General features: G+C 60.5%; 20 protein-coding genes. 11 read left to right on the forward strand and 9 right to left on the reverse strand.

The annotated features are described in order from the left end of the window. Nucleotides 1-197 precede the first annotated feature (197 nt). A complete protein-coding gene (mtgA, locus tag VLY20_10520) occupies nucleotides 198-1,346 on the reverse strand; it encodes a monofunctional biosynthetic peptidoglycan transglycosylase (protein HUK57079.1) in 1,149 nt (382 codons plus the stop codon). A gap of 75 nt (nucleotides 1,347-1,421) precedes the next feature. On the opposite strand from mtgA, the gene VLY20_10525 reads away from it, so the two are divergent. Both VLY20_10525 and VLY20_10530 read left to right on the forward strand, forming a co-directional pair. Then, the gene (locus VLY20_10525; GenBank protein ID HUK57080.1) at nucleotides 1,422-2,153 is read left to right on the forward strand and encodes an RNA methyltransferase; all 732 of its coding nucleotides are present in this window, start codon (nucleotides 1,422-1,424) and stop codon (nucleotides 2,151-2,153) included. Between the two features lie 21 nt (nucleotides 2,154-2,174). After that, nucleotides 2,175-3,473 carry a DEAD/DEAH box helicase gene (locus VLY20_10530; protein ID HUK57081.1) on the forward strand — a complete coding sequence of 433 codons (1,299 nt, stop codon included), beginning with the start codon at nucleotides 2,175-2,177 and terminating at the stop codon, nucleotides 3,471-3,473. 5 nt (nucleotides 3,474-3,478) lie between these two features. Here VLY20_10530 and VLY20_10535 read toward each other — a convergent pair whose 3' ends face one another. Beyond that, nucleotides 3,479-4,030, reverse strand: coding sequence for a DUF4136 domain-containing protein (locus VLY20_10535; protein ID HUK57082.1), 552 nt, complete (start codon nucleotides 4,028-4,030; stop codon nucleotides 3,479-3,481). 460 nt (nucleotides 4,031-4,490) lie between these two features. Between VLY20_10535 and VLY20_10540 the strand changes: the two genes are divergently transcribed. Genes VLY20_10540 through VLY20_10555 form a run of 4 tightly spaced genes read left to right on the forward strand, consistent with a single transcriptional unit; the run spans nucleotide 4,491 to nucleotide 9,838 of the window. Continuing rightward, nucleotides 4,491-5,129, forward strand: a complete 639-nt coding sequence (locus VLY20_10540; GenBank protein HUK57083.1) for a molybdopterin-dependent oxidoreductase — start codon at nucleotides 4,491-4,493, stop codon at nucleotides 5,127-5,129. Beyond that, nucleotides 5,126-8,200: an FAD-dependent oxidoreductase gene (locus tag VLY20_10545; protein HUK57084.1), complete on the forward strand. Its 3,075-nt coding sequence runs from the start codon at nucleotides 5,126-5,128 to the stop codon at nucleotides 8,198-8,200. Before VLY20_10540 ends, VLY20_10545 begins: the two co-directional genes overlap by 4 nt. Further along, nucleotides 8,197-8,580: a P-II family nitrogen regulator gene (locus VLY20_10550; GenBank protein ID HUK57085.1), complete on the forward strand. Its 384-nt coding sequence runs from the start codon at nucleotides 8,197-8,199 to the stop codon at nucleotides 8,578-8,580. The genes VLY20_10545 and VLY20_10550 overlap by 4 nt, the downstream gene beginning before the upstream one ends. A gap of 4 nt (nucleotides 8,581-8,584) precedes the next feature. Continuing rightward, the gene (locus tag VLY20_10555; protein HUK57086.1) at nucleotides 8,585-9,838 is read left to right on the forward strand and encodes a nitrate/nitrite transporter; all 1,254 of its coding nucleotides are present in this window, start codon (nucleotides 8,585-8,587) and stop codon (nucleotides 9,836-9,838) included. Nucleotides 9,839-9,855: 17 nt separating this feature from the next. Here the strand turns inward: VLY20_10555 and VLY20_10560 are convergent, their stop codons facing one another. The 5 genes from VLY20_10560 to VLY20_10580 all read right to left on the reverse strand — a co-directional run bounded on the left by VLY20_10560 (nucleotide 9,856) and on the right by VLY20_10580 (nucleotide 15,579). Further along, a complete protein-coding gene (locus tag VLY20_10560; GenBank protein HUK57087.1) occupies nucleotides 9,856-11,280 on the reverse strand; it encodes an aldehyde dehydrogenase family protein in 1,425 nt (474 codons plus the stop codon). 70 nt (nucleotides 11,281-11,350) lie between these two features. Beyond that, nucleotides 11,351-12,985, reverse strand: a complete 1,635-nt coding sequence (locus tag VLY20_10565; GenBank protein HUK57088.1) for an acetolactate synthase large subunit — start codon at nucleotides 12,983-12,985, stop codon at nucleotides 11,351-11,353. Between the two features lie 186 nt (nucleotides 12,986-13,171). Beyond that, the gene (locus VLY20_10570; GenBank protein HUK57089.1) at nucleotides 13,172-14,623 is read right to left on the reverse strand and encodes a class II fumarate hydratase; all 1,452 of its coding nucleotides are present in this window, start codon (nucleotides 14,621-14,623) and stop codon (nucleotides 13,172-13,174) included. Nucleotides 14,624-14,759: 136 nt separating this feature from the next. Next, nucleotides 14,760-14,966, reverse strand: coding sequence for a DUF1059 domain-containing protein (locus tag VLY20_10575; protein ID HUK57090.1), 207 nt, complete (start codon nucleotides 14,964-14,966; stop codon nucleotides 14,760-14,762). A 70-nt stretch (nucleotides 14,967-15,036) separates the two neighbouring features. Continuing rightward, complete coding sequence (locus tag VLY20_10580; protein ID HUK57091.1) at nucleotides 15,037-15,579, reverse strand: hypothetical protein; 543 nt, start codon at nucleotides 15,577-15,579, stop codon at nucleotides 15,037-15,039. A gap of 471 nt (nucleotides 15,580-16,050) precedes the next feature. Between VLY20_10580 and VLY20_10585 the strand changes: the two genes are divergently transcribed. The 5 genes from VLY20_10585 (at nucleotide 16,051) to VLY20_10605 (ending at nucleotide 20,784) form a co-directional block, all read left to right on the forward strand. Beyond that, a complete protein-coding gene (locus tag VLY20_10585) occupies nucleotides 16,051-16,791 on the forward strand; it encodes a glycerophosphodiester phosphodiesterase family protein (GenBank protein HUK57092.1) in 741 nt (246 codons plus the stop codon). A gap of 275 nt (nucleotides 16,792-17,066) precedes the next feature. Beyond that, nucleotides 17,067-18,548, forward strand: coding sequence for a hypothetical protein (locus tag VLY20_10590; GenBank protein HUK57093.1), 1,482 nt, complete (start codon nucleotides 17,067-17,069; stop codon nucleotides 18,546-18,548). An 81-nt stretch (nucleotides 18,549-18,629) separates the two neighbouring features. Next, nucleotides 18,630-19,745, forward strand: coding sequence for a KamA family radical SAM protein (locus VLY20_10595; protein ID HUK57094.1), 1,116 nt, complete (start codon nucleotides 18,630-18,632; stop codon nucleotides 19,743-19,745). After that, the gene (gene dcd, locus VLY20_10600) at nucleotides 19,742-20,293 is read left to right on the forward strand and encodes a dCTP deaminase (GenBank protein ID HUK57095.1); all 552 of its coding nucleotides are present in this window, start codon (nucleotides 19,742-19,744) and stop codon (nucleotides 20,291-20,293) included. Before VLY20_10595 ends, dcd begins: the two co-directional genes overlap by 4 nt. A gap of 146 nt (nucleotides 20,294-20,439) precedes the next feature. Beyond that, entirely contained in the window at nucleotides 20,440-20,784 is a 345-nt protein-coding gene (locus VLY20_10605; protein HUK57096.1) for a hypothetical protein, read from the forward strand. Between the two features lie 37 nt (nucleotides 20,785-20,821). Here VLY20_10605 and VLY20_10610 read toward each other — a convergent pair whose 3' ends face one another. Both VLY20_10610 and VLY20_10615 read right to left on the reverse strand, forming a co-directional pair. Beyond that, the gene (locus VLY20_10610) at nucleotides 20,822-21,109 is read right to left on the reverse strand and encodes a hypothetical protein (protein HUK57097.1); all 288 of its coding nucleotides are present in this window, start codon (nucleotides 21,107-21,109) and stop codon (nucleotides 20,822-20,824) included. A gap of 3 nt (nucleotides 21,110-21,112) precedes the next feature. Next, nucleotides 21,113-21,403 (reverse strand): AbrB/MazE/SpoVT family DNA-binding domain-containing protein, encoded by a 291-nt coding sequence (locus VLY20_10615; protein ID HUK57098.1) that lies wholly within the window; start codon nucleotides 21,401-21,403, stop codon nucleotides 21,113-21,115. Nucleotides 21,404-21,444 lie beyond the last annotated feature (41 nt).

Here is a 21,444-nt window from a genome sequence, read left to right on the forward strand (position 1 = left end):
ACTCAATATATTCGTCCTTTTAATCATCCAGGGCAGGCATTGTGACGGTCCGTTTTAGGGCTTAGAAGCAACCTCCTGACGGCATACGGGCGCAACGATATTAAAATGACGGAAAAGAACGTGGCAGGACCGTTGCGGATTATAGCGAACTACGGGATAAATGGCAAGGGATCACGGAACGGTTTTTTTAAAAACGGTTACGACCGCGAGACGAGACGGCGCCAGGCGACCCGGCGGGGTTCCACCACCCGATACTCCCGCGGCGAATCCGGCTCGAGCCCCTTCAGCAGCTCGACCGCCTGCGTGCTTTCTTCCAACCCCCAGACGCAGACCATCGCGCGGATCTGATTTTTTTCTTCCACCAACAGCAGGCCGGGCGGCGGATCGTTACGGCCCGGCGGACGGTCGACGGCGTAGCGGTCCGAGAGCTGGGACAGCTGCTCCTGGAGATACTCCTGCAGGCCAGCGTCCAGCGTCGTCCGGATCTTGTGGCCGGCCTGGTACAGCCGCGCGCCGCCGCCCAGATCCATCAGGCCGGCTTTGAGGAAGCGGAGAGGACAGGATTCGGTCGAGACCGGAAACAGGGAGGTGATCTTCTCGTACCGGAAAACCAGCGGTTCCGCGAGGGCCTGCTCGTACTCCTCCTGCGTCAGCAGCCGGTCCAGCCGCATCAGATCGAGGATCAACTCCTGGCGGTGCCGGAGGCGGGCCCGATAGCGGGCGGGGTCATACCGGTAAGGATTGACGAGCATGGCGGCCAGCGTCGCGCCCTCCGCGACCGAGAGGTCCGAGGCGTGCCGGTCGAAATAGTACCGCGAGGCCGCTTCCGCCCCGAACACCCCCGGGCCCCATTCGACCTCGTTCAGGTACAATTCAAGAATCCGCCGCTTGGGCAGAATCTCCTCGACGCGCCGAGCCAGGATGAACTCCTTGAGCTTCCGGGTGATCGTTTTCTCCTTGGTCAGGAAGACGTTCTTGACCAGCTGCTGGGTGATCGTGCTCCCGCCGCGCGCGTACCGTTTTTTCTTCAGATCCTCTTTAAGCGCCTCCCAGGCCGCCTTGTAATTGATGCCCTCGTGATGAAAAAAGGTGTCGTCCTCGGCCGCGATCACGGCGATCTGGAGGTTGGGGGAGATCTCGGCCAGCGGGGCCCAGATCCGGAATTCGTCCTCGGTCAGCTGGGTCAGGACGATGCCGTTCCGGTCCAGGACCTCCGTCGCCTGCTCCGGCCGGTAGGTCGCGATCTGTTGGGCGTCGGGAAGGGTTTCAACGATCCAGCCAAGCCAGGCGCCGACGGCGATGACGATCAGGAGAATCCCGAGGGCGACGGTCTTTAAAATTTTCACAACGGCCTTCTTCATTGCAGCGCGGTCATTTTAACACCATTTGGAATTCGGTGACAACTTTGATACTATCCCCGCATGACCGATCCGCTCAAAAATATTTCGATCGTCCTCGTCCGGCCCAGCCGGCCCGGGAATATCGGCTCGGCCGCGCGCGCGATCAAGAACATGGGCCTGTCGCGGCTCGTCCTTGTTCAACCGGCCGGCCATCTCTCCTCCGATTCGTACGCCCTGGCCTACGGCGCCCATGATGTTCTCGAGCGCGCGAAGGTCTTCCCGTCCCTCCGCTCGGCCCTCGCCCGCGTCCGGCACGTGGTCGGCACCACCGCGCGGACGCACAAGGGCTACGGAAAACCGGCGCCGTTGATGAAAACCGTCCCGGACATCCTCGCCCGCGCGAAACGGCACCCGGTCGCGATCCTGTTCGGACCGGAGTCGTCGGGACTGGCGAACGACGAAATCGCCCTCTGCCAGTCGCTCGTCACGATCCCGGCCGCCGCGGCGCACACCTCGATCAACCTGGCCCAGGCCGTGATGGTCGTCGCGTACGAATTGAGGCGATGCGCCGGAACCGCCGCCGGGCAAAAAACCGCGGCCGATCGGGACACCGTCGACACCGATCAACGCGAGCGTTTTTACGCGGAGCTGAAGGAGTTCCTCACGACGATCGGTTTCGTGAAGGGGACGCAGGGAACGCATGTCCAGGCCGATCTGCGCCGGATCTTCGGCCGGGCCGAGCCGGACGAACGGGAGCTGCGCATCCTCCGCGGAATCGTCCGCCAGGTGCGATGGGCCTTGACGCATCGATAGCAAAAAGATAAAATACGCTCAGTGGCGACACCCTTTGAGAGTTTACCCATTCCCCAGGCCGTTCTGGACGGCGTACGGCGCGTCGGTTTCACGCAATGCACCGAGATCCAGGAGCGCACCCTTCCGATCACGCTCGGGGGCCAGGACGTCGCCGGACAGGCCCAGACCGGCACGGGAAAAACCGCGGCCTTCCTGATCGCGATTTTCTCGCGCCTCCTCTCCCTTCCCCCGCCGCCGAAAAGCCATCTCCCCTCTCCGCGGGCGCTCGTGATCGCCCCTACGCGCGAGCTGGTCGTCCAGATCTTGAAAGACGCGCAGTCGCTCGGCTCCGAACTTCCGTTCCGGATGCTGGCCGTGTACGGCGGCATCGATTACGACGAGCAGCGGACGGCCCTCTCCCAGGGGCCGGACATTCTGATCGGCACCCCCGGCCGCCTGATTGATTATCTCAAACAAAAGGTTTACGACTTCCGGAAGCTCCAGATGCTGGTGATCGACGAGGCCGACCGGATGTTCGACATGGGATTCATCCGGGACCTGCGCTACATGCTCCGCAAGATGCCGCCCTATCACGCCCGCCAGTCGATGCTCTTCTCGGCCACGCTGTCCTTCCGCGTGATGGAGCTGGCTTACGAGCACATGAACAACCCGGTCAAGATCGAGATCTCGCCGGAGCAGATCACGGCCGAGCTGGTCGAGCAGCGGCTCTACCACGTCGAGCAGGCCCAGAAATTTTCCCTGTTGCTGGGGATTTTAAAAACCGAACCGTGGGAACGGCTCTTGATCTTCGTGAACACGAAGCGCGAAGGGGAACGGCTGGAGGCGAGGCTGAAACAGCACGGCTTTCATGCCCGCGCGATCACGGGCGATCTGCCCCAGAAGACCCGTCTCAAGGTGATCGAGCAGTTCCGCGCCAAGACGCTGCCGATCCTGGTCGCGACCGACGTGGCCTCGCGCGGCCTCCATATCGAGGCGGTCAGCCACGTAATCAATTACGATCTTCCGCAGGACCCGAAGGATTATGTCCACCGGATCGGACGGACCGCGCGCGCCGGCGCGACCGGGCAGGCGATCAGCCTCGTCTGCGAGGAGTTCGCCTTCTCGTTGGAAGAGATCGAAACACTGATCGGCCACAAGATCCCGGTGATCTGGGCCGAGGACAAGGACTTCGTCACGCCGCTTCCCGAACCGCCCCGCCATGAATACCGTCGTCACGGACCGCCCCAGCACGGAAGACCGCACCAACCTTCCGGACAACACGGCCGCGGGCCCGGCGGACCGCGGCCGCAAAACCGCCAGCGCCGAACCGGGCATCATTGACTTGACTATTGGGGTGGAAAGTTTTTAAGTAATTGACGAACCGCGGCCTCGATCGCCTGCTTCCTTCCGGACGGATCACCGATCACACTGACCGCCGTTCCATGCCAGACCACTTGATTTGAATCAGCCTTGATAATGTCCAACACCAGCGTGCCTTCTCTATATCGCTCAAGATCGATTTCCTGGCCGCAGATATTTTCCGGGCAAGAGTAGGTTATCACCATCGGGTCCACCTTTTCATCAACATGAGCGCGGTAGGCCACAAAAAAGTCCGGTTTCTCACCCGCTCGTTTTTCTTTTTCATATCCTCGAGCCGCCAGTTCCCTCTCCACCGCCGCTTCAATGAGGTCGCCCACCCGTCCGGCTGCGATCGTCTCTTGAAGGTTATCGCTCGTTTCCGACGGAAGCGCCCAGTTATAGGTTTTGAATCGGGAAAAGTCAACGGACGGTTCATAGCGCGTCTCGACCGCGATTGTGGAACAGGCGGCGGCCGATGTCATGAGACAGAATAAAAAGAGAACATGAAGCCCTTTAATCATCGGATATTTCTTATTCATAAACCGTCCTGTCAATTTGAGTTCATGATTCCGGCAGGAACCGCGATCTCATGAAATCGACGTAGTCCTGATCGGACATCTCCCGCCCGGCCTTGATGAAGCCCCGCGCGTCCCGGATGAGCAGCCGGTGATGAGCGCTGTTTTCTTAATTCTCCTTTTCTCCTTTTACCCCTGCGAACGATCCACATTTATAGTATCTTCTCCCACGATTGTCAACGATTGAAGCCTTTGCGCAGTTACGGGATCCACGCGACGGGAGCTCGTTCCTACAATATTGCGATCCGTTCATCAGAGTTGTAGGAAGTTCAACAAAATTGTCGCGACGGTTCTCCCGTTTTAATTTTCTCTCCAGCGGGCATGTTGGACTCAACCGTTTGAATGTTTGGCTTTTCCTCCGAATATTTCTTGCAACGATGATCCTGGCATAGAGCTTGCTCATCTTGCCAAGAGAGGGACGACCATGCGCAGGGAAGGCATCAAGCCGCCAAAATTCGCGGATCAGTTTGCCCGGATCGATTTTGAGGCCGAACCGCTTCCGGTTCTCTGTCTTTATCCCATTCCGGGACCGGTCGGTTTGGAATCGTTGAGGATCAGCGTCTGCGGGCTGGACGGGCAACCCCGGTTTGTGTCCTGGACGGAGCTCGGCGATCTGCCCCGCATCCGGACGCGCGCCCCGATCATCTGTCAGATTTTCAACTGGTCGGAGGAAGTCGAATGGGAAGGAGTGCGGCTTTCCGATTTTCTGGATCATGTGGGACTGGAAACCGCGTCGCAGGGCCACTATGCCATCTATTCGCGCGACGGCCACTATTTCGAGACGCTCACCCGGACCGAGGCGCGGGACCCGCGCGTCCTCCTGGCCTACGGCCTCAACGGGCAGCCCCTTCCGGAACCGCACGGGGCCCCGCTGCGTCTCGTCGTTCCGTTTCTTCAGGGATTCAAGAGCGTCAAATGGGTCCGGTCGATCCGGGCCTTTCGGCGGGATCCGCTCGGGATCAAAAAATTGCGGGGCCAGAGCCGTTCGGCCGAGTTGGGCGAAGAGTGGCGAAGGCGCTACGGAATGAACCCGCCGGATGAACCCGGGAAGAGGCCGTCATGACCGAAGCGTTTCGTCTCATCGTCATCGGGAACGGAATGGCCGGAGCGGCCGTGATCGAAGAGATCGTCAAGCGGCCGTCGCAACCGAGACTGACCGTTTTCGGCGGCGAGCCCCAGGTCGGGTACAACCGCATCCTGCTCTCGGAGGTGCTGGGTTGCGCAAAAACATTCGACGAAATTTATCTGTACAACCGCCGGTGGTATGAGGATCACGGCGTTCAATTGCAGACCGGGGTTTTCGCGACCGGCATCGATACGGATCGGCGGGAGGTAATCACGCAGGACGGCGGATCCCATCGCTATGACAAGCTTTTGATCGCCGTCGGCAGCGTCCCCTTTATTCCCGCGATGAAAGGGTCGGACCGAAAAGGGGTCTTCACGTTTCGAAATATCGAGGATACCGAATCGATGATCCGATGGGCGGCCGATCACTACCGCGCCGTGGTGATCGGGGGCGGCCTTTTGGGGCTTGAGGCGGCCCGGGGATTGACCAACCGCGGAATGGCGGTCACCGTGGTCCACTTGATGAATCATTTAATGGAGCAGCAGTTGGACGAGAAGGCCGGGGCGATTCTGAAGGCCGAAATCGAAAAGATGGGAATCGCGGTGCGCTTGGGCTGTACGGTCGAGGAGATCCTCGGCGATCGGAACGTCGAGGCCGTCCGCCTCACGACCGGCGATCGGATCGAGGCCGATCTCGTCCTGGTCACGGCCGGCATACGTCCGAATGTGAAATTGGCTCAAGCGGCCGGTCTGGCCGTGAATCGCGGAATCGAAGTGGACGATTCGATGCAGACCAGCCGGCCGGGCGTCTATGCCGTCGGAGAGTGCATCGAGCACCGGGGGAAGACCTACGGTCTCGTCGCGCCGATTCTGGAGCAAGCGAAAGTGGCCGCCGACGCGATCGCGGGCGAGGGGAAACGGGTCTATATCGGGTCGGTCCCGTCCACGACGCTGAAGGTCGCCGGGATCCAACTGATCTCGATGGGCGACTTCGCGGGGCGGGAAAGCGAGTCCGAGGAACTGGTTTATATGGATGCGGGCGCGGCCACGTACAAAAAGCTCGTGATTCGGAATAACCGGGTGGCGGGGGCGATTTTCCTGGGAGACGACGGCGGGAGCCGGGAGGTGCGGGAGATGATTCAAAACAGCCGGGATATCTCGGCCGTACGCTCCCGTCTATTGACCGGAACCGGCGCGTCTGAAAAATCCGGCGACCCGGCCGCCCTTCCGGATACGACCCTGGTCTGCAACTGCCATTCCGTCACAAAGGCCGAGATCGTCGGCGCGATCCGCGAGAAAAATTGCAAAACGCGGGATAGCGTCGCGGAATGCACGAAGGCGTCCACGGGCTGCGGTTCCTGCGCGACCTTGGTCGAGCAGATCCTCGAAAACGTGCTGGAGGAATCTTCCGCGGGCGCCGGTCCGGCCGCCCGGAAAACCGGGACGTCCGGCGGAGGGATCAATAAGGTCGAGGGATGGAAAAAAGAAAAGGACGGCTTGGATGTTCTCGACGACCTGCACCGGTACGCCCGGGAAGGCTGGGAGACGATTTCGGAAGGAGACGTTCAACGGCTCAAATGGTACGGGCTGTTTCTCCGGACTCCCACGCCGGGGCTGTTCATGATCCGCGTCCGGATCCCCAACGGCATCGCCCGGGCCGAGCAGTTCCGCGCTTTCGCCGAGATCTCGGAGCGGTTCGGCAAAGGGCTGGCCGATCTCACCACGCGTCAACAGATTCAGCTCCGGGATATGCGGATCGAGAATGTTCCCGGGATCTTTGAATGGCTGAGGTCGGTCGGTCTGACCAGTCTCCAGACCGGCATGGACAACGTCCGGAACATCATGGGCTGCTCCGTGACCGGGCTCTCCCCGACCGAATCGATCGACACGGCGACGATCGTCCGACAATTCAACGATCTCCTCGTCGGGAATCGGGACTACACCAACCTCCCGCGCAAATTCAATATCGCCGTGACGGGATGCCGCGAAAACTGTCTTCCGGTTGAAAGTCAGGACCTGGCCCTGATTCCGGCGACCCGGGAGATCGATGGAAAAACGATCCCGGGCTTCAATCTCCTGGTCGGCGGGAAAATCGGCTCCGGGGGGTTCCGGGCCGCGGGGCCCTTGGACGTCTTTGCGCCTCCGGAGGAGGCCGTTGAAATTATGAGCCAGATCACCCGGATCTACCGCGACCATGGGCCGCGTGAGAACCGGACAAAGGCCCGCCTGGCTTTCCTGGTCGAGGAATGGGGCGTCGGACGTTTGCGAAAAGAACTGGAAAGCCGTCTGGGCCGGCCCCTCTCCCGCGCGGGGAAGGACGAACGGGATCCGAAGAAGAAAACGGATCATATCGGCGTGTATCGCCAAAAACAGGCGGGGCTGAACTATATCGGGCTGGCGGTGCCCGTCGGGAGAATGACGACCCGGCAGATGATCGAGGCGGCCCGACTCTCCGAGGAATACGGCACCGGCGAGATCCGCCTGACGGGCGGTCAAAACCTGATCCTCCCCAACATTCCGGACCGTGTGCTTGGGAAATTGCTCCAGGAAGAGCCGCTTTTGAAAGAACTCCGGTACAACCCCTCGGAGATCATGAGAGGACTGGTGAGCTGCACCGGCATCGAGTATTGCGGCATGGCCGTGATCGAGACCAAGAACAGGGCGCTTGGGATCGCTCGGGAGATGGAACGGGAGATCGCAACCGCCAAGCCGGTCGGGGTTCACTGGTCGGGCTGCCCCGCCGGCTGCGGGAATCATCTGGTCTCGGAGATCGGACTTTTAGGCAAGCGGGCCAAGGTCGCCAAAGACGACGGAACAACCCGGGTGGTGGATGCGGTCGATATCTTTCTCGGCGGCCGCGGCGGGGTGCGGCCTCAAGCGGGCGTCAAGGTATTGGAGGACGTGCCGTGCGATCAGTTGCCGCAGATCTTGAAGGGGCTGGTCCGATACGTGGCCCGGGATAAAGCGGTTGAGGCGCGCAAGGGGGAGATGGTGTCGCTGACCGCCTTTGCAAACCTTAAGGTCTCCGAACCCGTAACAGAGACCCTCTCAAAGGAAACGACGACATGAGGGAGATCATCGCGATCATCCATCCGGATCAGGCCGCGGCCGCTCAGAGGTTTTTGCAGGAATCCGGCATTCATACCTATGCGATGTTGCGCGTTCTCTGGCAAAGCGAAGAGGACGGTCTGCCGTTTCAGCAATGCCGGCTCGGGAAACCCGAAGACATCCGGCTTCCTTCCGAGCGGATGTTCTGGATTGCGGTGGAAGACGACCGGCTGTCGTTCGTCGTGAACGAACTCGTCAAGATCAACCGGACGGGACGGATCGGCCACGGAAAACTGGTTGTGGTTCCCATCGAAAAGGCCGCTCCGGTTCAAGGAGACCGAATGGGGAAACTTTTATCCGGCCGGCGGAGCAGTCCTGGACGATCCGAAGCGAGGAGGTGAAAACATGAAACTCATCCGGACGATCAAGAGCGGCCACCCCGGCGCCTTGTTCTCGGCCTTTCTCTATTTTGACGTCAGCTTTATGGTCTGGGTGATTCTGGGACCCTTGGGAGTTTATATTTCCCAGGACCTGGGATTGTCGGCCGCTCAAAAGGGATTGCTCGTTGCGGTTCCGATCCTGGGCGGCGCCCTTTTGAGGATTCCGATGGGCATCCTGACCGATCGAATCGGGCCGAGGAGAACGGGGCTGACCGGGCTTTGCTTGACGCTGCTTCCTCTGGTATGGGGCTGGCTCTTTGCCGATGCGCTGGGCGAGGTGATCGTCGCGGGTCTTCTGTTGGGCGCGGCCGGCGCCAGTTTCGCCGTGGCCCTTCCTATGGCGAGCCGGTGGTATCCGCCCGAGCATCAGGGCATCGCCATGGGCATCGCCGGCGCCGGAAATAGCGGCACGGTCCTGACCATGCTGATGGCCCCGCGACTGGCCGAGCATATCGGCTGGCACGGCGTGTTGGGGCTGGCGGCGATCCCGATTCTGATCACCTTGGTAGTTTTCTTCTTAATGGCCAAGGAAAGTCCGAAGCAACCCGCATCGAGGCCGCTTTGGGAATACCTGCTCCCGTTCGGGAATCAAGATGCCTGGTGGTTCAATTTCTTCTACGGTGTGACCTTCGGCGGCTTTGTAGGGCTGGCCTCGTTTTTGGTGATCTTTTTCCACGATCAGTACGGACTGTCGAAGGTGACGGCCGGAACTTTTGCGGCGGCCTGCGTGTTTGCCGGAAGTTTTTTCCGGCCGGTGGGAGGATATCTGGCGGATCGCTTCGGAGGCGTTCGCGTCCTCACCGTGCTGTATGTCTGGATGGGGCTTATGATGACGGGCGTTGGCTTCCTGCCGTCATTGCCCGTTGTAACGGTCATGCTTTTTCTGGGAATGATGGGGTTTGGAATGGGCAACGGAGCGGTTTTTCAAATCGTTCCGAAGCGATTTGGAAATGAGATCGGCGTGGTGACCGGAATGGTCGGCGCGGCCGGAGGATTCGGAGGTTTCCTTCTCCCGACCCTTCTGGGTTCCTTGAAGGACTTCACCGGTTCCTTCAGCGCGGGCTTCTTGCTTTTTGGGTTCATCGGGTTTCTATCTTCAATATTTCTACAATCCATTTATCAGACATCGTGGCGTCGGACCTGGCTGGTCGCGCCGAGGACTGCGGCGGGATTATCGCCCGGCGGGCGCGTGGCGATGGAGGTCGTATTCCCCGATTAAGAGTTTGAAAGAAGGTGTCACTGCAGATTCAACGCGAGCAGTTTCGGCTCGGTCATCTCTTCGATCGCGTAGCGGACGCCCTCGCGTCCGAGGCCGGAATCCTTCACGCCGCCGTACGGCATCGGATCGATCCGGTAGCTCGAGACCTCGTTCACCATCAGCCCGCCAATCTCCAATTCCTCATAGGCCTGGAAGATTTTCTTTAGATCGTTCGTAAAGAGACCGGCCTGAAGACCGTACGCCGAATTGTTGAGCGAAGACAGGGCCTCGTCAAAGTCATGATAGGCAATCACGACCACCAGCGGCGCGAAGACCTCCTCGCTGCAGACTTTCATCATCGGTGTCACGTCGGTGAGGACCGTCGGCTCAAACATCCGACCTCGGCGCTTTCCGCCGATCAGGACCTTCGCCCCCTGCCGGACGGCCTCCTCCACCCACTGTTCCGTCCGCTCGGCCGCGTCGGAATTGATCATCGGCCCGACGTTCGTCCCCTCGTCCATCGGATCACCGGTCTTGAGCCCCCGGACCAGGTTCAGGAAGCGGTCCATGAACGGCTTGATCACCGGCTCGTGGACGAAGATCCGCTGGACCGAGATGCAGGACTGGCCCGCGTAGGAAAACCCTCCGGCCGCGCAGCGACGGGCCGCGAGGTCCAGATCCGCGTCCCGGTGGATGATCACCCCGGCGTTGCCGCCCAATTCCAGCAACACCTTTTTTTTCCCCGCCTTGGACTTCAGATACCATCCCACCTTGGCGCTCCCGGTGAACGAGAGCAGTTTGAACCGGTCGTCCGTCGCCATTTTCTGCGCGAGCTCGTTGGCGCAGGGAAGAATGCTGACCGACCCGGCCGGCAGTTCCGCCGTCGCGATGATCTCGCCCAGCATCAGGGCCGTGACGGGGGTCTTGGGCGCGGGCTTCAGCACGATGGGATTGCCCGACGCGATCGCCGGCGCGATTTTGTGGCCGACGAGGTTCAACGGAAAGTTGAAGGGCGATATTCCAAGGACCGGCCCGATCGGGAAGCGCCGGACGATCCCGACGCGAGATTCCGAACCGGCCGCGAGATCCAGCGGGATCACCTCGCCGCCCAGCCGCTTCGTCTCCTCGACCGCGGTCTGGAAATTCAGGATCGCGCGGGCGACCTCGCCGCGGGCGTCGGTGATCGGCTTGCCGGCTTCCCGGCAGATCATCCGGGCCAGCTCCTCGCTCCGCTCCCGGATCCCCTCCGTGATTTTCCGGAGCGCCTCGGCCCGACGGTACAACGGCATCCGTCGCAGCTCCGGAAAGGCCTGCTGGGCCGCGCGGATCGCATGTTCGGCCTCGGCCTCCTCGGCCTGATGGACGCTCCCGATCGCTTCTCCGTCGTAGGGATTCGTCACCTCGACCGCCTTCTTGCACGGCTTCCAGCTTCCCGCTAGGAAGATTTGATATTCCTTGATCATTACTCACCTCTTTAATCACAAAGTCGTGTTCCCCTCACTCGAAACGCCTGTGGAATTTTCCAGCGAGCCCCTACAATGAACACACGAACTGTCCGATCTCTTCCATGAAACGGAAGTTTTCCCGGTAATCGACCGGCGCCTCGATCACGGCCGGAACCTTCTGGGCGAAGGCCTCCCGCAGCGTCGGGGCCAGTTCCTTCGCCGCTCCGATCCGGTACCCCTTGGCCCCGTAGGATTCGGCCAGCCGCTTGAAGTCCGGATTCCCGAGACTCGTCGCAAATTCCCGGCCGAACTTTTTTTGCTGCTTCCATTTGATCAGGCCGTATCCGTCGTCGTTGAAAATCAGGACGACGAAGGCCAGGCCGAGCCGCCGCGCGGTCTCAAGCTCCGAGCAGGTCATCAAAAACCCGCCGTCGCCGCAGATCGCCAGAACGTTGCGGTCGGGGTTCGCCAGTTTGGCCGCGATCGCGCCCGGCACCGCGATCCCCATCGCCGCGAAGCCGTTCGAGATGATCACGGTATTCGGCACCGAGGCCGGGAAGATCCGCGCGATCCAGATCTTGTGGGCGCCGACGTCGCTGATCAGGAGGTCCTCTTTCCCCAGCGTCTCCCGGACGTCCCGAAGGATCCGCTGGGGCTTCAACGGGAAGCCCTCGTCGGACGCGCGGTCCTCCAGCTCCTTGAGGATGGAGGCCCGCAGCGTTTTCGGATAGCTCGTGTCTTTTTGTCCGCGGACTTCAAGCGTCAGGAGCTCCAGCGTCTCGCGGACGTCCGCCACGATCTCGACCGACGGCTGATAGTAGGCGTCCACCTCGCTCGGGGTGAAATCGATATGGATGATCGGCTTGTTGCCGTCCGGATTCCAATGCCGGGGGGCATACTCGACCAGGTCGTATCCCACGGCGATCACGAGGTCGGCGCGCTCGAAGCCGAACGAGATGTAGTCCCGCGATTGAAGGCCGGTCGACAGCAGCGCGAGATCGTCGTCCCACGGAACGAGGCCCTTTCCCATGAAGGTATTCGTAACCGGGATCCCGGTTTTTCGCGAGAAGGCCAGGAGTTCCTTGGACGCCTTGCCGCGCACCGCCCCGTTGCCGGCCAGAATCAACGGCTGGCGGGATTTCTCGATCAATTCCGCGGCGGTCTTCAAAGCCTGCCGATCGGGGGACGGACGGCGGGCCCGCAGGGTCGAGAGCGGCTCCTGCCCGATCTCGATGCCCATCACATCTTCCGGGAGTTCGATGTGGCAGGCGCCGGGCTTCTCGGCCTGTGCGATCTTGAAGGCCTTTCGGACGATCTCCGGGATCACCGAAGCCCGCTCGACGCGCGAGTTCCATTTTGTGAGCGGCTCAAAACAGCGAAGGATGTCGACGTACTGGTGCGACTCTTTGTGCAATCGCTCCAGTCCGGCCTGGGCCGTGATCGCGACGAGCGGCGCGTGGTCGAGATTGGCGTCCGCGATCCCGGTCGCGAGGTTGGTCGCGCCGGGGCCGAGCGTGGAGAGGCAGACGCCGGCCCTGCCCGTCAGCCGTCCGTAGACGTCCGCCATGAAGGCCGCGGCCTGCTCATGACGCGTCGGGATGAAGCTGATCGAGGAGGATTGCAGGGAATGGAGAAGGTCGAGGTTCTCCTCGCCGGGAAGGCCGAAGATGTACTTCACGCCCTCCCGTTCGAGGCATTTCACAAATAGGTCGGAGGCCTTCATTGGCGCTTAGCGTCGGTTAGTCGGCGGGTCCCGGCCATCGCTTGATGCACGAGTCGCGACGATTGTACTTCCACGTCCATGGTCCACCGTTCAACGACCTGACGTTTGATCACGGCTGATCGAATAATAATCCGCTGTTCTAAGGAAGCTCCGACGTGCCTTAGCGCTCAGGCCGGGGCCCACCGGCTACCTTGTCTTTTTCCTTTTCGCCTCGGCGCGGGATTCGGCCGTCGGCATGGTCATGCTCCAGGGATCGAGCAGCTCGGACAGCCGAGCGTCCGGCAGAACCTTCCGGGCCCGCGCGACTTCGCGCACCGTCCGGCCGGTCTTGTAGGCCTCTTTGGCGATCCGGGCCGCGGCGTCGTAGCCGATCACGGGCGCCAGCGCGGTGCACATCGCGAGGCTCTGCTCGATCATCGCCCGGTTCCGGGCCTCGTCGGCCTGGATGCCCTGGACGCAGCGCGTCGCGAAGTTTTCGGCCGACCGCGCGAGCAGCTTGACCGACTGGAGAAGATTGTAGGCCATGACCGGCATCATGACATTCAGCTCGAAATTTCCGGCCTGGCCGCCGATCGCGATCGCGAGATCGTTCCCGATCACCTGGGCCGCGACCATCAGAACCGACTCGGCGATCACCGGGTTGACCTTGCCCGGCATGATCGAGGAGCCTGGCTGCGTGTCCGGAAGGAGGATCTCGGCGATGCCGCAGCGGGGGCCGGAGCCGAGCCAACGGACGTCGTTCGCGATCTTCGTCAGGCTCACCGCGACCGTCTTGAGCGCGCCGCTCGTCTCGACCACGGCGTCCTTCGCGGCCTGGGCCTCGAAATGGTTTTCGGCCTCGCGGAACGCGCAACCCGTCTCCCGGCCCAGGATCGCGATCACGCGCTTGGCAAATTCCGGATGGGTGTTGATCCCGGTGCCGACGGCCGTGCCGCCCAGCGCCAGCTCCGAGAGGTTCTTGCGAGCGGCCTTCACGCGCTCGACGCCGAGATCGATCTGCCGCGCGTAGCCGGAAAATTCCTGGCCGAGGCGGATCGGCGTGGCGTCGGCGAGATGCGTCCGTCCGATCTTGACGATGGCATCGAACTCCTTCGCCTTGGCCGCGAGCGCTTTTTGCAATTTGGCCAGGGCCGGGACGAGATCCTTTTCGATCGATTCCAGCGCCGCGACATGGATCGCGGTCGGGATCGCGTCGTTTGAGGACTGGCCGAGGTTGACGTGATCGTTGGGATGGATCGCCCGCCCGCCGGACAGGGGGGCCTTTCCGCCGATCGGCTCGCCCAAAAGCTCGGCCGCGCGGTTGGCGATCACCTCGTTTGCGTTCATGTTGGTCGAGGTGCCGGAGCCGGTTTGGAAGATGTCGACGACGAATTCGCGGTCCAATTTCCCGTCGGCGACTTCGCGCGCGGCCAGGACGATGGCCTTGGACTTCTTTTTATCCAGCAGACCGAGATCCTCGTTGACTTGCGCCGCGGCCCATTTGATCAGGCCGAGCGCGCGGATGAAGGAGCGGGGGAACCGAAGGTCGCTGATCGGAAAGTTTTCGACCGCCCGGAGCGTCTGGATGCCGTAATAGGCCTCCGCCGGAACTTCCTTCTCCCCCATCGTATCGCGTTCGAGTCGTGTCTTCGGTTTCACAGGGCTCTCCCCGATTTTGGATTCATGATTATACGGTGGGATGATTGTACTGCAAGATGCGCGGGAACTCAACTTGGAAATGACCCCCCGGCGCACCCAGAGTGCGCCGGGGGTTTTGGTTTCGGCGTATCGTCCGTTAAACGTTGACCGGGACGGTCTTGATGGCCGACTTGACCTTGGAAATCATCTCCGGCGGGATGGAGGTCATCTTGTGCATGACCTTGGCATGATCGCCCATGATCCGCATCACCTCGTCCTCGGTTTCGGCCCGAATTTCAAACGCGCAGCCCCCCGTGGGGTTCGCATCCAGACATCCCAGCTTTTTGTACTGTTTCGTAGGCATGGCATCCTCCTTTAGGTTGAGAGAAGGGAGCGTCGAATCGCCCCCTTCCCGATTCTTCCCGTCCCTGGGCTTATTTCATCTTGTTCGGATTCTGATAGATCATCAAATGCGCATACGGCGTTCCCTCGAACATGATGTAGACGCCCATCTTGTTCGGCAGGCTGGCCAGTCCGGACGATTTGGAATCAAACGGGAAGAAAACCATCCAGTGCGGCGGCTCCTTCACCAGCTTGGCGCCCGCCTCGTTCTTCATCACAATATTTCCATCCTTTTCAAAATGCCAACCCCCTTGAGCCATGTAGGCGATCCCGGGAACGGTGTTCGTGGGTTTCGGCGCGTTGCTCATGAGATCGTTCGCCCACTGCATCGAGGCCGCGTCGCCGCAGAACGGATCCGGCTTCGCCTGGCCGTCGATATCCGGGATGCAGGTGAAGCCGTTCGTCCCCTTTCGGGCTTCCACCAACTTGCCGTCCGGGCCGGGGATCATGATCGTCGCATCCTTCGAGATTTCCGGCGGCGCGGCGCTCTCAGCCAGCTTGATCAATTGATCCTTGGACATCTTTCCGATCGGGCTACCGCCCTTCTCGGCCATCGATGCCGCTACGATACTCATGGATACCACCATCATTACGACCAAGCCAACGAACCCTTTTCGAATCTGCCCCATCAGCGCCTCCTCTGTGATTGGGTTATCACGAACCGGAACATGAAAAATGGCACGATCTCCTTGAAAAAACCGACACGTGTTCCTGCGAACCGAGCGATTCACCTCCTCTCAAGACAGTGTTTGATTTTGAAATGGAACGCCTGGAATGACTTTGAAGGATGGAGAGACCATTGCTTCCCCGGAGCGAAAGACGTCTGATCCTCTGACCCGGCCGTTTTTGATCCTTGAAAACGCCCCAAGGATAATCCTATTTTAGGGCTTCTGTCAAGAGACACGGAATTCCTTTTGACAGCCTCCATGGCAAATGGTATACATCATGAAAACTTCGTCTACGTCCTGATCCAGCGAGCAACGCGAGCGAGAGGGGGAGGCTCCAGCGGCCCCGCCGATGGAGGGGGCGACGCGAGCCCCTAAAAGATGATCAAACATCCGCTCATTATCGCCCACCGGGGGGCGTCCGGCCGTGCGCCCGAAAATACGATGGCCGCGTTCCGTCTCGCGGTCGAGCAGGGCGCGGACTGGATCGAGCTGGACGTGCACCAGACGGCCGACGGCCGTTTGGTCGTCCTTCATGATTTTTCGCTGCAACGCACGGCGGGGGACCCCCGGGCGGTCCGGGAGCTCTCGCTGGAGGAGATCAGGAAATTGGACGTCGGCTCGTGGCGGGACCGAAGCCGCCGGGCCGAACGGGTGCCGACGCTGGACGAGGTGCTGGCCTTCGCCGCCGGCCGGGTCGGGCTTATGATCGAATTGAAACGCGGCTCGCCTTTTTACCCCGAAATCGAACAACGGCTGATCGACACGATCGCCCGGCACCGGGCCCGAAACCGCGTCACGATCTCGTCGTTCGACCTCGCGGGCTTAAAAACCCTACGCGAGCTCGATCCCGAAATCCCGCTGGGTCTCCTGACCCGGAAGACGAAGCCGGGGGACATTTTGGACGAGGCCGGATCGTTAAACGTCCGGTCGATCCATATTTCGACTCATCGCCTGTCGAAAAACATCCTGACGCGGGCCCATTCAAACCGCTTCCCGGTTTATGTCTACACCGTCAACCGGCCCTCCCTCATGAAGCGTTGCCTTTCGATGGGCGCGGACGGACTGTTCACCAACTATCCCGACCGCTTGCGGGACCTCCTCCGAACCGGCAAGGACTGAACACAGACAGGCGCAGCCGGCCCTTCGCTTGATGCGCGAGTCGCAGTGATCGTGCTTTTTGCGTCCGGCGGAGGGTTCAACGACCTTGCGTTTGATAACAGTCGGTGGGACCTGACATCGTATTTCTATGGAAGCTACGGCGTGCCTCAGCGCCTAGGGCCGGCTGCGCCTGTCTTGTCAAACCGCCATAAAAACCCCTTGATGGAGTTGTCGGGGGCGTGTTAATATAATTCATCACTTAATCCATGGCCTAAAGCAGGTACGAGGAGCGATTGTTGCCCCGTCAAACGCCGTCACAAGCGTCCGGTCTCAAGACAAACGAACCCGCGAATCTTGAATCGATCCGAAGCCGTTGCGCGGAGATCCGAGACCGGCTGATCGGCGACGGCCTCTTTCAACCCCCGTCCGGGAAAGAAACCGCGGCGCCCGACGACGCGGTCAGCCGACTGACCTGGCGCGTCTCCCCCGAGCCTTTCCCGATCCCGGCCGCCGATCTTGAGGCGATCCGGGACCTGGGTCCCCGCTTGCTGTCTTTTTACACGGCGATGAACCGCCTCTATTTCGCCAGCGTCCGCGGCTCCCAGCCGAAGTGGATCAGCCGCTACCTCGACCAGGGGAAACCGGAAGCCGCCGTCGATTACGGACGGATGAACCGCTTCAAACAGCACCTGCCGGGCGTTATTCGACCGGACCTGATTCTCACCGACGACGGATGGATCGTGACCGAACTGGACTCGGTTCCCGGCGGCATCGGCCTGACCGGCAGCCTGTCGGATCATTACGCCGATCTGGGACACCCGATCATCGGCGGAACCAACGGCATGGTGGACGGTTTCGCCGGGATGATCCGGTCCGCGGCCGGGATGTCCGATCCGGCCCTGGCGATCATCGTATCGGAGGAATCCAAGGACTATCGTCCCGAGATGCATTGGCTGGGGGACCGCCTCAACCGGGCGGGCCTCCGGACCTTCGTGATCGAGCCGGATCGGATCCGCTTCGCGGAAGACGGGCTGAGCGTCGAGGATCGGGGCGCCGTCGTCCCCGTCGACGTGGTTTACCGTTTCTTCGAACTGTTCGATCTCAAAAACATCCCGAAATCGGAGCTGATCCTCTACAGCGCCAGGAAGGAAAAGGTCAGGATCACCCCTCCGGCCAAGACCCATCTGGAAGAGAAGATGGCCTTCGCCCTGTTCCATCATCCGGCGCTCCGGCCGTTTTGGACCGAGGCGCTGGGCGAGAAGACCGATGCGGCGCTTCTCCGGATATTCCCGAAGACCTGGATCGTGGACCCGCAGCCGGTTCCGCCCTACGCCGTGATACCCGGCCTGTCGATACGGCAGCGCCCCGTGAGCAACTGGGCGGAATTGTCGTCGCTCACGCAAAAGGAACGGCGGTACGTGCTGAAACCGTCCGGTTACTCCGAGATGGCCTGGGGCAGCCGCGGCGTCGTCGTGGGACACGACCTTCCCGAAAAGGAGTGGGGACAGGCGCTCGCCGACGCCCAGACTCATTTTTCCCGGTCCCCGTCGATTCTGCAGGAATTCCACGAGGGAAAGCAGTTTTCGATCTGGTACGACGACCCGGCCGAGGCCCAGCCGAAGCTCATGGCCGGCCGCGTCCGGCTGTCGCCGTACTATTTCGTCGCCGGGGAAAAGGCCGAGTTGGGAGGGATCCTGGCGACAATCTGCCCGTCGGACAAGAAGTTGATCCACGGCATGACCGAGGCCGTGATGGCCCCCTGCGTCGTGAAATCGTAGGGGCGATCCTCGTGATCGCCCTATATTCGGGCGAATACAAGATTCGCCCCTACAATGGTTACCATTAAATTAGGAGGCCGAATGGAAGATTGGCAACGAGAGCTCCAAGCCAGCATCACCAAACCGGAAGACCTCGCCCGCGAGCTGGGCGTGGATCCGGAGGCGATCCGGGACGTCATGAAGGAATACCGCGTGCGGATCACCCCGCACGTGCTCAAGCAGATCAAGGAAAAGGGCGACGCCGTCTGGAAACAAGTCGTTCCGGAAGCGGTCGAGGGCGACGACCTCCTGGCGGCGGCCGACCCGCTCAACGAAGACGCCGACAGCCCCGTGCCCCACCTCGTCCACCGCTATCCGGACCGCGTCCTGTTGATGGTCACGAACCAATGTCCCATCTATTGCCGTTTCTGCACGCGCAAACGGCTGGTGGGCAAGCCCGGGTTCATCTCCAAGGGGGATCTTGACCGTGCGGTGGATTATATCCGCGGCCATTCGGAAATCCGGGACGTCATCCTCTCCGGAGGCGATCCGCTCCTGCTGACGGACGATCATCTCGAACGGGTCCTCAGGGCCCTTCGGGGAATCCCGCACCTGGAGATCATCCGGATCGGAAGCCGAGTTCCGGGAAGCCTCCCGTCGCGGATCACCGAAAGGCTGTGCGCGATGGTCAAGAAATATCATCCGATCTATATGAACCTGCATTTCAACCACCCGGACGAGATCACGCCGGAGGTTAAGCGGGCCTGCGAACGGCTGGCCGACGCCGGCGTCCCGCTCGGAAGCCAGACGGTTCTGCTCAAAGGCGTGAACGACGATCCGGAAGTGATGAAACGGCTGATGCAGAAGTTGCTCGCCTGCCGGGTCAAACCGTACTACATCTATCAGGCCGATCTGACCCGGGGAACGAACCATTTCCGGACGCCGGTGGAGGACGGGCTGACGATCCTCAAGGCGATCCAGGGTCACACGTCCGGCATGGCCGTGCCGCATTACGTGATCGACGCGCCGGGGGGAGGGGGCAAGATCCCGCTGCTGCCGGCCGACTACCTCGTCGAGATCAACGGCCGGGAGGCGGTTCTGAAAAACTACGAAGGCCGCGTCTTCCGGTATCCGCAGGCCGAGCCGGAGAAGGTCTCGACGGCGCCGCAGCGCGCGAAGGGGCCCTTCAAAATTCTGAACAACGGAGGCGGCGAATGATCAAGAGCGACCGGTGGATTCGAAAGATGGCCAAAGAACACACGATGATCTCGCCTTTCGAGGAAAAGCAGATCCGGGAGGGCGTGATCTCGTTCGGCGTCTCGTCCTACGGCTACGACATCCGGATCGCGGACGAGTTCAAGATCTTCACCAACATCAACACGACGATCGTGGACCCCAAAAACTTCGACCTGAGGTCGTTCGTCGATTTCAAGGGGCCGGTCTGCATCATCCCGCCCAATTCGTTCGCTCTGGGCATGAGCGTGGAGTATTTCAAGATCCCGCGCAACGTGATGACGATTTGCGTGGGCAAGAGCACGTACGCCCGCTGCGGCATCATCACGAACGTCACGCCGTTCGAGCCGGAATGGGAGGGGTTCGTGACGCTGGAAGTTTCCAACACCACCCCGCTGCCCGCCAAGATCTACGCCAACGAGGGCATCGCCCAGGTGGTCTTCTTCGAGAGCGACGAGCCCTGCGAGACCTCCTACGCCGACAAGAAGGGCAAATACCAGGCCCAGCGCGGAATCACCGTTCCAAGGATATAACTTCTTCCATATCGAGATACTGGACCGTCTTTTTGCAGAGCTTCAAAAAAACCTTTCAGGGTGGTTCGGACGCAAAAAGCGGTCTCGTGAATTGATCTCCGAGATTCGTAACGACCTGTCGCAGCTTAAGGAAAGCGCTGACGAACTTGGCTGGCAAACGTCGAAACCCGTACAAACAGGAAAAACGTCTGCAAAGGTTATCAGCCGATGCAGTCAGATCTCATAATTACACGAAGCGTTCTGAAAATTTTCTTAGAAGGAAGTTTCAGAAAGCCAAGGGGAAAAAGAAGCGTACCCGTGCTCTGGCATTAAAGGTGATCCACTATCTTGATGGGAAGGATCGTGTGCGCCGTGAGGATATCATGCAGGACTTACTTGCTGATCAATCTTCATACAGAAGTAACGAAGTTGACAATATCATTCGTCTTCTCCACCAGGCAGAGCTTGTTAGAGCAATGCCGGGGCGCTACTCTATGGTGGAAATTCGATGATCCACTCGATGGTGTCAAATCAACCTACTGAAAATAGCTATGGACTTCTAAGACATTCATCATGGTTGTCCACGTTTCGGAGGATAATCTCTGAGCGCTGCTTACCGTATTCCCACGTGAAGCGGTACTGCCTGTTTACATAACCTTCAAAGATTTTCGCGCCGTGACTTCCAACGGCGTTTTTGACCTCATGGGTTTTAAGGGAAGGATGACGGGGGCTCTGTTCCAGAAGGAGGATCTGTTTCTGAAGTTGAAGGTACACGTCATTCGGCAAGCGTTCGGCCTGTGATAGAAAATGAGCGGTGGCCGCCAGCGTGAAGGGCATGGCTTATTTCTTCTTCCGCCGCTTGGCCATCTCGCTCAGCATCGCCTCACCGCTTCGGAAATGCGTGATTCGTCCCTCCTCGATGTCTTTTGAGGCTGCCTTCTCCCCTTTCTGCCAACGGCTGGTCCAGAAAAATGCCTGTGAGGCTGGAATCGTAATATGGGGGATCAGTACGATAGACCCGTCCTCCCGCTGTTCACACTCGAACATCGAGATATTCTCCGGAACGAACTCCTTCGGCAGAGTGATCTGGTTGCGTTTACCCAACAGCACATGTTTTATCTGTGTCGGCATGGTTTTCCTCCTCAAGCACCGATCAGTTTACCTGAAATCCG

It is taken from the genome of Nitrospiria bacterium, from assembly GCA_035517655.1.
Lineage (GTDB): Bacteria > Nitrospirota > Nitrospiria > JACQBZ01 > JACQBZ01 > JACQBZ01.